Raw genomic sequence first — 14,312 nt, 5'->3', positions numbered from 1 at the left:
AGACGCACCTGTTTCCGGTCAGCCTTCGCCGTCCGGCTCCCGGGAAGCCGCCTCCGCCGCCTTCGCGGCAGCGCTCCCCGGACGCTTACGGGCCACCCAGCCCTCGATATTCCGCTGCTGACCACGGGCCACGGCCAGCGAACCGGGCGGCACATCCTTGGTGATCACGGAGCCGGCGGCGGTGTAGACGCCGTCCCCGATCGTGACAGGAGCCACAAACATGTTGTCCGAACCGGTACGGCAGTGAGACCCCACCGTGGTGTGATGTTTGTCCTGTCCGTCATAGTTCACGAAGACACTCGCCGCACCGATGTTCGTGTGCGAACCGATCGTCGCGTCCCCCACGTACGACAGATGCGGCACCTTCGTACCCTCACCGATCGACGCGTTCTTCGTCTCCACGTACGTCCCGATCTTCGACTTCACGCCGAGCCGGGTCCCCGGCCGCAGATACGCGAACGGACCGACCATGGCCTGCGGACCCACCACCGCGCCGTCCGAGACCGTGTTGTCCACCCGCGCCCCCGCACCCACCGTGGTGTCCTTCAGCCGAGAATTCGGGCCGACCTCCGCACCCTCTCCGAGGTGGGTCTCGCCCAGCAACTGCGTCCCCGGCTGCACGATCACATCCCGCTCGAAGGTCACCGTCACATCGACCCACGTGGTGGCCGGATCGACGATCGTGACCCCCGCGAGCATGGCGTCCGTCAGGAGCCGCTCGTTCAGGATGCGGCGCGCCTCGGCGAGCTGCACACGGTTGTTGATCCCGGCGATCTCCCGGTGGTCGCCCGCGACGGACGCCCCGACCCGGTGCCCGGCACCGCGCAGGATGCCGAGCACGTCGGTGAGGTACTCCTCGCCCTGGCTGTTGTCCGTACGGACCTTCTTCAGCGCGTCGGCGAGCAGAGCCCCGTCGAAGGCGAACACCCCGGAGTTGATCTCCCGGATCGCCCGCCGGCCCTCGTCGGCGTCCTTGTGCTCGACGATCGCGGTCACGGCCCCGGTGGCCTCGTCGCGCACGATCCGGCCGTAGCCGGTGGCGTCGGGGACCTCGGCGGTGAGCACCGTGACGGCGTTGCCGTCCGCGGCATGGGTGTCGGCGAGGCGCCGAAGCGTTTCGCCGGTGAGCAGCGGGGTGTCACCGCACACGACGACGACGGTGCCCTCGACGGCCCCGCCCAGCTCCTGCAGACCCATCCGGACGGCGTGCCCGGTCCCGCGCTGCTCGGCCTGGACGGCGGTGCGCACACCGGGCTCGACGAGGGCGAGGTGCTCGGTGACCTTCTCCCGGGCGTGACCCACGACGACGACGAGGTTCTCTGGCTCCAACTCACCGGCGGCGGCGAGCACATGCCCGACGAGGGAACGACCGCAGATCTCGTGCAGGACCTTGGGTGTGGCCGACTTCATACGGGTGCCCTCACCCGCTGCGAGAACGACGACGGCTGCCGGGCGATTGGCGCTCACGGGGATGCCCTTCGGCTTCTTGGGTGGGGTGGACATCCGCAGGATACCGGGGCGTTACCGGGGAGACATGAGAGCGGGCCCTGACCTTGGGGTCAGGGCCCGAACTTGGGACTTGTGTGCTGTGGCTCCCGGAGAAGGACTCGAACCCTCATTCAACGGACCAAAACCGTTTGTCCTACCTTTAGACGATCCGGGATGGATAGTCCGCTATGTCCGATTCGGTTGATCGGCTTCGCGCACGAACTCCACTATGCCGTACCAGGACCCTTCGATGCGACGGTACAAGTCGGCGCCTTTCAGGACTTTGATCACCAGGCAGCCTCGATAGTTGTCTCCGGTGTTCTTCCGAACTGTCTTCGGGTTGTGTTTCTTGAGGGTCGTCTTGTTGAAGGAAGAGTGGTCGGCGCCGACGAGGTCGGCCCAGTACTGCTCGGCGCCTGAGATGTCTGCCCTCTCATGGATCATGACGGTGTACCGCAGGCGCTCGCGTTCGACCCCGAGGAGGTCGAGCCAGGCGAGGAAGACCTCGATCATGCCCGGATCACTGTTGACGAACGCGACGGTCTCGCGGCGGGCGTACGGCTCGTCCTTGCCGCCTTCTGCCCAGTAGAGGCCTACGCCCAGCAGGAACAGTTCGCGGGCCGAGATGTCGCCGATCGCCCGCTTGGCCGCCTCCTTGGTTCGCTGTCGATCCTCGTCCCGGATGCGGAGCTTCTCCTCCCAGCCTCGCCGGGCGATGGCGGCGGCTTCTTCGCGGCTGCGCCTGCGCTCCGGCTTCGGCAGATCCCGTACCCACAGTGACACCGAACTCCGGGAGCACCCCAGCTCCACCTCGATCTGGTCGTACGTCCAGCCCTGGAGTCGTAGCTCCCGTGCCCTCGCTCGCAGGTCGTCCTTCGCGCGGGGGCGTTTCGTCCACTCCGGCGGTGGCTCTCCCTTCACCAACTGGTTGAGGATGTCGTTGTTGTAGACCTTCAGCTCGTCGCGGATCTGCCGCAGGCTGTAGCCCTCGCGTCGGAGCGCCACCGCCTGCTCTCTGAGCCCCTCGAAGTTCGCGTACTTGCCTGGTGCATGTGCCATGGGCACAGCCTCCGGGCGGAATCCGGGCTTCCGAGGTCGAACGGTGTGCGATTCAGCGGTTCGAGGGATACCGGACGGCTTCGCTTCTGTTCGATTACGGAGTGTGGTGTGACCCGGGCGTCGGAACTCGCCGGAATTCCCGCGGGGAGCGCCCGTAGGCTGGGGGCATGACCACGACGGGGGAAATCTGCAGGGAGGCCGGGGGCGGGCCCTGGTGGTGGGACCGTTGGCGCGGTGCCCTGCTCGATGTCTCGCTCGCTGCGGTGTCCGCCCTGGAGTGTGCGGTCGAGGGGGTCCAGTTCTCGCGGGACGCCGGTCTGCCCGTGCCCGTCGGGACGGTGTTCGGCCTGTTCGCGGGGGCCACGCTGGTGCTGCGGCGGCGTTCTCCGATCGCGGTGGTGCTCGTCTCGATCGCCATCACCCCGGCCCAGATGGGCTTCCTGATGGGCATCGTCGGGCTGTACACGCTCGCCGCCTCGGAGTTGCCCCGGCGGATCATCAGCGCGCTCGCGGGCATGTCGATCGTGGGCATGTTCATCGTCACGTATGTGCGGGCCCAACAGGGTGTGGTGCACGGGGATCTGTCGATCGCGGGTGGGTTCATTCCGTTCCTGTCCGTCACCACGGCGCTCGGGATGACCGCTCCTCCGGTGCTGCTCGGGCTGTACATCGGCGCTCGGCGGCGGCTGATGGAGAGCCTGCGGGAGCGTGCGGACTCGTTGGAGCGGGAGTTGATCCTGCTGGCCGAGCGGGCGGAGGAGCGCGCGGAGTGGGCGCGCAACGAGGAACGGACGCGTATCGCGCGGGAGATGCACGATGTCGTCGCCCACCGGGTGAGTCTGATGGTGGTGCATGCCGCGGCGTTGCAGGCCGTCGCCCGTAAGGATCCGGAGAAGGCCGTCAAGAACGCGGCGCTCGTCGGGGACATGGGGCGGCAGGCTCTGACGGAGTTGCGCGAGATGCTCGGGGTGCTGCGCAGCGGGGAGGGGCTCGTGGGCCGGGCGGACCGGTCGGTGCCGCTCGCCGCGGTGAAGGCGGCGGCTGCCGCGGCGGCGTCCCGGGCGGCCGACGATCCTGCCGAGGGGCCGTCGATCGCCGAGCTGGAGGAGCTGGTCGAGCAGTCGGCGGCGGCCGGGATGGTCGTGCGGCTGTCGGTGGAGGGGAAGGCGCGCGGGTATGCGCGTGCGGTGGAGCAGACGGCGTATCGCGTGGTGCAGGAGGCGTTGACCAACGTGCACAAGCATGCGGCGGGTGCGAAGACGCATGTGCGGTTGGCTCACCGTTCCGCGGAGATCGCGATGCAGGTGGAGAACGAGCCGCCGCCGGAGCAGGGTGCGGCGTCGGCCGCCGGGCTGCCCAGTGGGGGCAATGGTCTGGTGGGGATGAAGGAGCGGGTCAGCGCGTTGGGCGGGGTCTTCGTGTCGGGGCCGACGGACGCGGGTGGCTTCCGGGTGTCGGCGGTGATCCCGGCCGAGGTCGGCTGAGGGTCCCCTGGCCGGTCATCCCGCGGTCAGGCGTACGGGTTCGGTGCCTGTGAGCAGGGTGGTGAGGGCCTGGTCGATGTCGGGGCCCAGGTACCAGTCGCCGGTGTGGTCGAGGGCGTAGACGCGGCCCTCGGTGTCGATGGCGAGCAGGGCGCGGCTGTCGGGTTCCTCGCCGAGGGGGCAGACCTCGGTGTCGAGGGCGCGGCCGAGGTCGTTGAGGGTGCGGGCCATGTGGAGGCCGTGCAGGGGGTCGAGGTGTACGGCGGTGGGGGCGAGGCCGCGGCCGGGTCCTTGGGCGGTGATGTGCAGGCCGCCGAATTCGGCCCAGGCTTCGACGGCCGCGGCGCATACGGTGTGGCGGTGTCCGGCGGGGGAGGTGTGGTCGCGGAGGGTGTCGGCCCAGTGTTCCGCCTGGTGTATGTCGCGGCGGCCTGGCTGCCAGCCGGCGGCGCGCAGGGCGGTGTCCACGGTGGTGGCGAAGCGTGGGGTGGGGGCAGGGAAGCGGTCGGTGTGCATCGGCCTTCGTTCGTCGGGTGCGGGACCGGCGCGGACGGTGTCGTGCGGTCGTACGGGGTGGGGTTCAGCCCTGCGCGGTGGGGTCGACGATGCGGACGCCGAAGTGATGGCTGAGCGCGGTGCAGGCGCGGCAGGGTGCGGCGAAGCTGCCGTGCAGGGGGTCGCCGTCCTCGCGGATGTGACGGGCGGTGAGTTTGGCGTGTTTGAGCGCCTTGCGTGCCTCGCTGTTGGTCATCGGTTTGCGGGAGGCGCGTTTGCTGCGGGCGTTGTCGGCGGTGGTGATGTGGCGTGAGATGAGGATGGCTTCGGCGCAGCGGCCGGTGCAGCGGTCGCGCTGGGTGCTGGTGAGGGTGTCGAGGAAGTCCTGGACGAGTGGGTGCAGTGCGGGGGGTCGGTCGCCGCGGGCGGCGGTGCCGGTGAGGGTGGTGCCGCGGACGGAGAGTGCGGCGGCGATGGTGGGGAGTATGCCGTCGCGGCGGTGGCGGAGGGCGGGGACGGGTGTGGCGTCGGCGGTGCTCCAGCCGATGCGTGGGTCTCCGTGGGTGTCTGTCTGTGTCGCCTGTGTTGTCTGTGTCGCATTCATGATCGTTTCCCCTCCGTGCATCCCCCCGGTGGGACACAGACTGCCAAATGCCGTGGGTGCTGCGGAAGCTGGGGCGTGGGGACACGCCCGTTGGTCGGTGTTCCGTCACGGTGGGGTGACGGCTGGTCACGGTGGCGGCGGGTTGCCGGGGATGTGGAACCGGAGGCCCGGTGACCGGTGTCGTCGTACCGCATAGGCTGTCGACATCCGCGATCCATACCGCCGTACAGGCCACACAGAACGCCGCAGGGGGCAACTGCCATGACGACAGGTCGGCTCGGGCTGGGGGCTCCTCCCGGCCGCCAGCCCGGGGGACAAGCCGCGCCGCCGAACGCGGCCTATGCCGGGCAGGTCGTGCACTTTCCCGATCCGGTCCGGGCCGCGCGCCATCCGCGAGGGGTGCGGGTGGACCAGTACGGGTTCCCCGACTTCTCGCCGTACGCGCGGGCTGCCGCGGAGATCGCGGAGCCGCCGGAAGGTTTCGGCGTGGACGAGTTGCGGTTGACGGACTATGTGTCGGCGAACGCGGCGCTCGCGGCGTCGGGGCACGAGCTGTGGGACACGATCCCGGCGGTGGCCACTCCGCACGGCTGGACCTGGCATCACGTGCCGGGGGCGCGTCGGTTGGAGTTGGTCCCGGTCGAGGTGAAGGCGCTGTTGCGGCATCACGGCGGGATCGCGACGGCGAACGTCGATCAGAGCAAGCGGGGGACGCGGCCGTTGCAGGAGACGCGGCCCGCGCACTTCGGGTTGCCGAAGTCGTCGGTGGCGGTGTCGGAGCAGCAGGTGCAGGGGGTCGAGGAGGATCTCGGGTATCGACTGCCGGGCGCGTACCGGTCGTTCCTGAAGGCGGCGGGCGGGTGCGCGCCGGTGGGTGTGGCGCTCGACGCGGAGTTGGGGCTGTTGGTCGATCAGCCGTTCTTCACAGTGCGTGACGAGGCGGCGGTCAATGACCTGGTGTACGTGAACAAGTGTCTGCGTGACCATCTGACCAAGGACTATCTGGGCGTCGGCTTCGTCCAGGGTGGTCTGTTGGCGGTGAAGGTGAAGGGCGACCGGATCGGTTCGGTCTGGTTCTGCGCGTACGACGACGCGCGTGATGTCGACGCGTCGTGGCCGCCGGCCGAGCGCGTGCAGCGGCTGTTGCTGCCGTGCGGTGACGACTTCGACGCGTTCCTGTCCCGACTGGTGGGCCATCCGCCGGAGTTGGAGACGGTGGCGAGCCTGATGGTGGACGGCGGCTTCGCGCATGCGGTGCCCGTGTCGTCGGTGGGGGAGTGAGGTCGGCGATGGTGACGTTCGCGCAGGCGCAGGAGCGCGCGGAAGAGTGGATCAACGGCGATGTGCCGGCGTACCAGCATCGTGAGGTGCTGGTGCGGGAGTTCGGGCTCGGGTTCGTGGTGTGGGCCGAGGACCGCAGCGAGGGGCCGAGGGCGGACGGCGGTGCGCAGCGGTTGGTCATCGCTCGGGACAGCGGGGAGGCGACGCTGTGGCCGGGGTTGCCGGTGGGCGAGGTGATCCGCCGGTACGAGGAGGAGTACGGGGCGCAGGGTGAGGCGGAGCAGTCGGCTCCCGCGCCCGCGGCCCGGGTGGATCTGAATCAGACGTCGTTCTTGTTGAGCCCGCCGGAGTGGCTCCAGGAGGCGGCGGACAAGATGGGCATCCCGGACCGGCGTCAGGGGGACGGCGGGTCGTCGTCCGATACGTCGGGTGGTACGTCGTCCGGCGTGTCGTCCGATGCCTCGGGTACCTCGGGCGACGGGGGTGCCGGAGCGGCGCCCGTGCCGACCGCCGCGCCCGTACCGGCTGCCGCGTCCGGTCCGGCCTCGGACGGTGAGGGGTCGGCGTCGGGTACGGCGTGGCCCGCCGCCGGGGGCGGTGACGAGGCGCCGGAGGTGGCCGCGGGGGCGACTCCGTGGGAGGGCACCGACATCAGTGCCGAGGCGGGCGAGGACCGTTCGGTGCCGCTGCCGGCGACGGTGTTCGCGCCGCCGCTGAGCGACGCCGACGGGGACACGCCGCCGCCCGTGTCCACGCCGGACGCGAAGACGGCTCTGCTGGACGGCGGCAGCCAGTTGCCGCGTACGACGGTGGCTCCCGCGCTGGACGAGAAGGAGCTGCCCGGAACCCCGCCGTCGGGTGCCGCGACCGGTCCCGGTACGCCGCCGCCCGGTGGGCCGCAGACCTCCGGTGTGCCCGACGCGGCGCAGCCCCCGGCCGGTCCGCCCGTGCCGGGGGAGGGTTCGTCGTCGGCCGCCCAGGACATCGCCGACGCCGCGACCAGCAAGGCGCAGCCGCCGCGGAGCGCGCAGGCCGGTGGCGCGCCTCACCCGCCGGGTGCTCCGGGGGTGCCGGGTGCCACGCCTCCGCCGGGCGGGTACGTGCCCACGCAGCTCGTCTCGCAGCTCGGCCCGGACGGCCCAGGGGGCGCGACGGGACCGGGTACGCCGCCCGCGGGTGCGCCGACGCCTCCGGGCCCGCCGAAGCCGCCCGGTGCCACGCCTCCGGGCGGTGCGCACCACGCGGCGACGATGCTCGCGGACCCGAACCAGCCGGGTCCCGGCCAGCCGGGTCCGAACCCGCCCGGTCCTCACCCGCCCGGTCCGAGTCAGCCCGGTCCGAGTCAGCAGGGTCCGAGCCAGCCCGGTCCCGCGCCCGCCGCGCGCGATGCCGTCCATCAGGCCGCGACCATGCTGGCCGGTCCGCCGGTGGGTGCGCCGGTCGGTGGTCCGGGCGCGCCCCCGCCGCCTCCGGGTGTTCCCGGTGTGCCGGTCGGCGCTCCGCAGCCCCTGCCGGGCCGGCCGCCCGTACCGGTACCGGGTCAGCAGCCGTCGTACGGCTATCCGCCGCCCGGTCAGCCGACGGTCGGCCCCGGCTATCAGGCCGTGCTGCGCTATCGCGCTCAGGACGGTTCGGAGCAGCAGCTCATCCGGCGTTCGGCGCCGGGTACGCCGCACCCGGAGTGGCAGATCTTCCATGAGCTGCGCGCGATGAACGTCCCGCCGGACCAGGTGCTGGAGCTGCACACGGAGTTGGAGTCGTGCGAGCTGCCGGGTGCCTACTGCGCGCGGATGATCCGGGAGAACTGGCCGCAGGCGCGGATCACCAGCATCGCCCCGTACGGCACCGACCATGCCTCGCGTCAGCAGGGTATGCAGCAACTGCTCGCGCATCAGGGGGAGTTGCATCAGGTGGCGGACGGTCCGGCGCGTCCGGGTCCGGTGCGTGCGCCGCTGCCGCAGGTGCAGCCCGTGCCGCCGGTTCCGCCGGAGGGCATCGCGCAGGAGATGGCCGGTGCCTTCGGGCCGGGTGTCTTCCGGTTCGACCAGGTGGCGGTCTCCCGGCAGGGGGTGCCGCCGATCGTGGCGCACACCCTGGTGGTGGCCGGACTGCCGCTGGACATGGGCCCGTTCTTCTGGGCGCAGGCCCAGCCGGGCCGCCCGGTGCCGACGCTGGCCGAGCTGGCGCAGGAGCGCGGTGTGCAGCCGGCTCCGGACGCGGGTTCGTACCTCGTCGTGGGCAGTGACTTCGGCAAGGCGATCTGTGTGCAGTACGGCACGGCGGCCATCGTGGCGGTGCCGGTGGAGGCGGGTCCGGGCGGGGCGTCGGTGCCGCCGCAGTTCGTGAACTCGGGGTTGCCGGAGTTCGTGCGCTGCATGGCGCTGCTCGGCCGGATGTGGCGGCTGCGGTACGGGCTCAACCAGGAGCAGGCTGGCCGCTGGACCGTCGACTTCCAGGCCCAGTTGTGCTCGCTCGACCCGGCGGCCCTCGGTTCTCCGGAGAGCTGGTGGTCGGTGGTGCTGGAGCAGATGTGGGACGGACTGCTGTGACCCGCTGACCCGCTGACCCGCTGACCTGCTGACCGGTTGTCCGGTTGACGGAACGTCAAGGGCCGGTCCCGTCGTACGACTTCGTACGACGGGACCGGCCCTTGCGCGTATGTGACATCTCGTAGGTCACCCCTGGTGCCGTTTGTGCCCGGCCGCACCCTGTCGGTGATGCGCGGAGTGTCGTGTTATGAGCACTTCCGCCTGATCCATCAAGATGTGCGCGACATCATCGATGAGCGTCGGGTCAGGTGGAGAGGGGTCCCACGATGAGCAGCGCATCGAGGCCGGGGCAGGGTTTCGCGCGAGTGCGGCGCGGTTACCGCCCCGCCCGGATCGACGCCTTCACCGCGGCTCTCTCCGCGGAACGCGACGCCGCGTGGGAGCGGGCCGCCCGGCTGACGGTGCTGGCCAGGGAGATGGAGGCCGACCTGGAGCTGCTGCGCGAGACGGTGGCGCAGCTGCCCGAGCAGACGTACGAGTGCCTTGGCGAGCAGGCGCGGACCCTCTTCGCGCTGGCCCGGGAGGAGGCGGCGGTCGTACGGGCGGCCGCGCGGCGGGAGGCCGAGTCCCTGGCCGCCGAGGCGGAGGAGGCGGGGCGGCAGGTGCGGGAGGCCGCGCAGGCGTACGCCGACGAGGTGCGCGGCGAGGCCGAGGAGCGGGTCCGTACCCGGATGCTGGCCGCGCGGGCGGAGGCCGACGACGTACGGGTCACGGCGCGGCGCGAGGTGAAGAAGGGGCGCGGGGAGGCGCTGGCCGCGCTGCGCGAGGTGCGTCGGCGCACCGAGGGGCTGCTGGCCGAGCAGACGGCGGAGCAGGCCGAGCGCGAGGACCGCGAGAAGCGCGCGGCGATCGAGCGGACGGCGGCGCTGGAGACGGCGGAGGCGGAGCGGTCGGCCCGCGCGAAGGCCGCGCTGGCGGCGGCGAAGCGGGCGTACGCCGAGGCCGAGGAGGCGGCGCGGCGGATCGAGCGGGACGCCGAGGCGCGCGCGTGCGAGGTGATCGCCGAGGCGCGGGTACGGGCGGACCGCATCGCCTGTGAGACGGAGCGGGTGGTGGCGGCGCACGAGGAGCAGCGGGAGGTCGTCCGGGCCGAGATGGCCCATGTGCGCCACAGTCTCTCCGTGATCACGGACCGGGCTCCTGCGGAGTAGCCGTGGTGCGTCCTGCTCGTCGGGCGTTTCCGGGTGGGGGATTTGACCCTCACGCGGCGTGAAGGTGGAGGCTGACTGCATCGAAGGGCGGAGCCGACCCTGAGGTGGCCTCCGTCTGCGGGGTGAGGGCCCCTAGGGGTATGTCCCTACCGGAGACCGGGGTGGGTTCGTCCCGTCGGAGGACGAGGAAGGACCGGCCTCGTCCTTAACCTGGTCTTACACCGCCGGGGGGCGGTCGACGCACGGGGGCGTACGGGAAGCCGTACGAGAAGGGGTGGGGATTTCCCCCGTACAGAACGGGGTCGGGCACCAGCGCGCCGGGACCTCTTCGCCGCCAGACTGATGGGCGTATCCACCGCGCATGACCTGGTGCGGCACCGCACGTTCGCTTTCACATCGATATGGGAGACATGACATGACATCGGCCGTGACCATTCCCAGGCACGGGGGCACTGGAGGGCGTACGGCCGTTGCCGCGCGAGCGCGACAGGTCGTGAAGGCGTACGGGGCGGGGGAGACCCGGGTCGTCGCTCTCGACCATGTCGACGTGGACATAGCCCGGGGCCAGTTCACCGCGATCATGGGCCCCTCGGGGTCCGGCAAGTCGACGCTGATGCACTGCCTGGCCGGGCTCGACACCGTGACGAGCGGTCAGATCTACCTGGACGAGACCGAGATCACGGGGCTGAAGGACAAGAAGCTCACGCAGCTTCGCCGGGACCGGATCGGCTTCATCTTCCAGGCGTTCAACCTGCTGCCGACGCTGAACGCCCTGGAGAACATCACGCTGCCCATGGACATCGCCGGGCGGAAGCCGGACGCGGCCTGGCTGGACCGGGTCGTGACGACCGTGGGGCTCGCCGGGCGGCTCAAGCACCGGCCCAACCAGCTCTCCGGCGGTCAGCAGCAGCGGGTGGCCGTGGCGCGTGCGCTGGCCGCCCGGCCGGAGATCATCTTCGGTGACGAGCCGACCGGCAACCTCGACTCGCGTGCGGGCGCCGAGGTCCTCGGCTTCCTGCGCCGGTCCGTGGACGAACTGGGCCAGACCATCGTGATGGTCACGCACGACCCCGGGGCCGCCTCCTACGCGGACCGGGTGCTCTACCTCGCGGACGGCAAGATCGTCGACGAGATGCTCCAGCCGACGGCCGAGCAGGTCCTGGACCGGATGAAGGACTTCGACGCGCGGGGGCGCACGTCATGACCGTGCTGAAGACCTCGATGCGCAACTTCTTCGCGCACAAGGGGCGTATGGCCCTGTCCGCCGTCGCGGTCCTGCTGTCGGTGGCGTTCGTGTGCGGCACGCTCGTGTTCACCGACACCATGAACACGACGTTCGACAAGCTCTTCCAGGCGACGGCCTCGGACGTGACGGTCGGCACCAAGGAGTCGAGCGACACCGGCGAGACCACCTCCCGCACCGGCAAGCCGCCGGTCCTGCCCGCCTCCGTGGTCACCGAGGTCCGCAAGGCCGAGGGCGTGAAGTCGGCCGAGGGGGCGGTGTTCTCGACCTCCGTGACCGTGGTGAACGCCGACAAGGACAGGCTGTCGCCCAGCAGCGGGGCCCCGACGATCGTGGGCGGCTGGAACAGCAATGACGCCCGCACCATGAAGATCACCTCCGGGTCGGCGCCCGCGGGCCCCGACCAGGTCATGGTCGACGCGGACACGGCCGACAAGCACCACCTGAAGCTGGGCGACGAGATCGGTGTGATCACCGTCGTCGGCACGCACCACGCCCATGTGTCCGGCATCGCCGACTTCACCGTCACCAACCCCGGCGCGGCGATCTTCTACCTGGACACGAAGACCGCCCAGCAGGCCCTGATCGGCAAGAGCGGGGTGTACACGGAGGTCCACGTCACCGCCGCGCAGGGGGTGAGCGACGAACAGCTCAAGAAGAACGTGACGGCCGTGCTCGGTCACGACTACAAGGTGCAGACGGCCAAGGAGGTCGCCGAGGCCAACCAGAAGGACCTCGAGAGTTTCCTGAACGTGATGAAGTACGCGATGCTCGGCTTCGCCGGGATCGCCTTCCTCGTCGGCATCTTCCTGATCGTCAACACCTTCTCGATGCTGGTCGCCCAGCGCACCCGGGAGATCGGCCTCATGCGGGCCATCGGCTCCTCCCGCAAGCAGGTCAACCGGTCCGTGCTCGTGGAGGCGGTACTGCTGGGCGTGGTCGGTTCCGTGCTCGGTGTGGGCGCGGGCGTCGGTGTCGCGGTCGGCCTGATGAAGCTCATGGGCCAGATGGGGATGAACCTGTCCACCGACGATCTGACCGTCGCCTGGACCACCCCGGCGCTCGGCCTGGTCCTCGGTGTCGTCGTCACCGTCCTCGCCGCCTACCTGCCCGCGCGGCGGGCCGGGAAGATCTCCCCGATGGCGGCCCTGCGCGAGGCGGGCATGCCGGCCGACGCCAAGGCCGGTGTCGTCCGCGCCGTGATCGGCCTGGTCCTCACCGGCGCCGGCATCGCGAGCCTGTACGTGTCCGCCACCGCGGACGCGGCCAAGGGCGGCTCGGCCTGGCTGGGCCTCGGCATCCTGCTGAGCCTGATCGGCTTCGTCGTCATCGGCCCGCTGGTCGCGAGCGTGCTGGTCCGGGTCCTCGGCGCGGTCATGCTGCGGATCTTCGGCCCGGTCGGGCGGATGGCCGAGCGCAACGCCCTGCGCAACCCGCGCCGTACCGGTGCCACCGGCGCCGCGCTGATGATCGGTCTCGCCCTGGTGGCCTGCCTGTCGGTGGTCGGCTCCTCCATGGTGGCCTCCGCGACCGACGAACTCGACAAATCCGTCGGCACGGACTTCATCATCGACAGCGGCAGCACCGGAGTCATCGTGCCGCAGGCCGTCCAGGCCGCGAAGTCCGTACCGGAGATCGCCCGCGTCACCGAGTACCGGGTGCTGGACGCGGACCTGACCACCCCGGACGGCACCGTCGTCAAGAAGGAGACGATCAACGCGGCCGACCCGACCTTCGCGCAGGACCTGCGCACCAAGACGGTCTCCGGCGACATCGCCGACGCCTACCGGCCCGACTCGATGTCCGTCTTCGAGGGCTTCGCCAAGGACCACGGTCTCGAGCTCGGCTCCACCGTCACGGTCGACTTCAAGGACGGCAGGACGGCGAAGCTGACCGTCCGCGCCATCACCAGCGACGAGGCCGTCATGGACAAGGGCGCGATGTACGCCTCCATCGCCACGGTGGCGAAGTACGTCCCCGCCGACAAGATGCCGCAGGACCTGATGCTCTTCGCCATGGCCAAGGAGGGGCAGCAGGACACCGCGTACAAGTCGCTCAAGGCCGCGCTGCACGACTACCCGCAGTACCCCGTGCGCGACCAGACCGACTACAAGAAGGAGCTGAAGGACCAGATCGGCCAGATGCTGAACATGATCTACGGCCTGCTGGCGCTCGCGATCATCGTGGCGATCCTCGGTGTGGTGAACACGCTGGCCCTGTCGGTGGTCGAGCGGACCCGGGAGATCGGCCTGATGCGGGCCATCGGCCTCTCCCGCCGCCAGTTGCGCCGCATGATCCGCCTGGAGTCCGTGGTGATCGCCGTCTTCGGCGCCCTGCTGGGCCTAGGGCTGGGCATCGGCTGGGGCGCGACCGCCCAGAAGCTGCTCGCCCTGGAGGGCTTCAAGGTCCTGGAGATCCCCTGGCCGACGATCATCGGCGTCTTCATCGGCTCGGCCTTCGTGGGCCTGTTCGCCGCCCTGGTCCCGGCGTTCCGGGCGGGCCGGATGAACGTCCTGAACGCGATCGCGACGGACTGAGACAGGTCGTACGAGGACCGGGTACGAGCCGTACGAACCGTGCGGCGCGACCTCCGAGGGCCTTCGAGGGCGGAGGCCATGAGAAGCCGGGGCCGGGAAGTCAGTGGACTTCCCGGCCCCGCTTCGTGCGCCGGGGGCGCCCCCTGTCGTCCACAGCCCCACCGACCCCACTTCCGCGACGTACGCTGGACTGACCCCCGGCCCGCCCGGGGCCTGCTCTGAGTTGCCCGCCTGCGTCGCGACGCCTGGCACGGCACCTCGCCGCGTTGTCGGGATCATCCGCGTACGCCCAGTACGCGGACGACCCTCCGCCTTGCGAGGCACCGCACCAGACGCCGCGACGCCCGCCCTCCGGGCGAACGACGGGCAACTCAGAGCAGGCCCCAGACGTGTCGGGCCCGCCGCGTTGCCCACCTCCGGA

10 protein-coding genes and 1 tRNA gene are annotated in these 14,312 nt (G+C 70.8%); 6 read left to right on the top strand and 5 right to left on the bottom strand.

Annotation, left to right across the window (positions count from 1 at the left end; genetic code table 11):
* Window positions 1-18 precede the first annotated feature (18 nt).
* The 3 genes from glmU to NGF19_RS14145 form a co-directional block, all read right to left on the bottom strand.
* Window positions 19-1,467: a bifunctional UDP-N-acetylglucosamine diphosphorylase/glucosamine-1-phosphate N-acetyltransferase GlmU gene (gene glmU / locus NGF19_RS14155; RefSeq protein ID WP_252425317.1), complete on the bottom strand. Its 1,449-nt coding sequence runs from the start codon at window positions 1,465-1,467 to the stop codon at window positions 19-21.
* 122 nt (window positions 1,468-1,589) lie between these two features.
* A tRNA-Gln gene (locus tag NGF19_RS14150) sits at window positions 1,590-1,663 on the bottom strand.
* A gap of 11 nt (window positions 1,664-1,674) precedes the next feature.
* Window positions 1,675-2,547 carry a hypothetical protein gene (locus tag NGF19_RS14145; protein WP_252425222.1) on the bottom strand — a complete coding sequence of 291 codons (873 nt, stop codon included), beginning with the start codon at window positions 2,545-2,547 and terminating at the stop codon, window positions 1,675-1,677.
* Window positions 2,548-2,714: 167 nt separating this feature from the next.
* Between NGF19_RS14145 and NGF19_RS14140 the strand changes: the two genes are divergently transcribed.
* Window positions 2,715-4,031, top strand: coding sequence for a sensor histidine kinase (locus NGF19_RS14140; protein WP_252425221.1), 1,317 nt, complete (start codon window positions 2,715-2,717; stop codon window positions 4,029-4,031).
* A 15-nt stretch (window positions 4,032-4,046) separates the two neighbouring features.
* On the opposite strand, the gene NGF19_RS14135 is transcribed toward NGF19_RS14140, so the two are convergent.
* A complete protein-coding gene (locus tag NGF19_RS14135) occupies window positions 4,047-4,547 on the bottom strand; it encodes an SUKH-3 domain-containing protein (protein WP_252425220.1) in 501 nt (166 codons plus the stop codon).
* A 64-nt stretch (window positions 4,548-4,611) separates the two neighbouring features.
* Window positions 4,612-5,130 (bottom strand): YwqJ-related putative deaminase, encoded by a 519-nt coding sequence (locus NGF19_RS14130; RefSeq protein WP_252425219.1) that lies wholly within the window; start codon window positions 5,128-5,130, stop codon window positions 4,612-4,614.
* 261 nt (window positions 5,131-5,391) lie between these two features.
* Between NGF19_RS14130 and NGF19_RS14125 the strand changes: the two genes are divergently transcribed.
* The 5 genes from NGF19_RS14125 to NGF19_RS14105 all read left to right on the top strand — a co-directional run bounded on the left by NGF19_RS14125 (window position 5,392) and on the right by NGF19_RS14105 (window position 13,891).
* Window positions 5,392-6,411: an SMI1/KNR4 family protein gene (locus NGF19_RS14125; RefSeq protein ID WP_252425218.1), complete on the top strand. Its 1,020-nt coding sequence runs from the start codon at window positions 5,392-5,394 to the stop codon at window positions 6,409-6,411.
* A gap of 8 nt (window positions 6,412-6,419) precedes the next feature.
* Window positions 6,420-8,960, top strand: coding sequence for an SUKH-4 family immunity protein (locus NGF19_RS14120; protein WP_252425217.1), 2,541 nt, complete (start codon window positions 6,420-6,422; stop codon window positions 8,958-8,960).
* A 266-nt stretch (window positions 8,961-9,226) separates the two neighbouring features.
* Window positions 9,227-10,111, top strand: a complete 885-nt coding sequence (locus tag NGF19_RS14115) for a coiled-coil domain-containing protein (protein WP_252425216.1) — start codon at window positions 9,227-9,229, stop codon at window positions 10,109-10,111.
* A gap of 415 nt (window positions 10,112-10,526) precedes the next feature.
* Window positions 10,527-11,315, top strand: coding sequence for an ABC transporter ATP-binding protein (locus tag NGF19_RS14110; protein WP_252425215.1), 789 nt, complete (start codon window positions 10,527-10,529; stop codon window positions 11,313-11,315).
* Complete coding sequence (locus NGF19_RS14105) at window positions 11,312-13,891, top strand: ABC transporter permease (RefSeq protein ID WP_252425214.1); 2,580 nt, start codon at window positions 11,312-11,314, stop codon at window positions 13,889-13,891. Before NGF19_RS14110 ends, NGF19_RS14105 begins: the two co-directional genes overlap by 4 nt.
* The last annotated feature ends 421 nt before the right edge of the window (window positions 13,892-14,312 follow it).

The organism is Streptomyces macrolidinus, assembly GCF_023887685.1.
GTDB lineage: Bacteria > Actinomycetota > Actinomycetes > Streptomycetales > Streptomycetaceae > Streptomyces > Streptomyces macrolidinus.
Note: the sequence above shows the minus strand (reverse complement) of the source record. Positions and strands in the feature narration are given on the sequence as shown.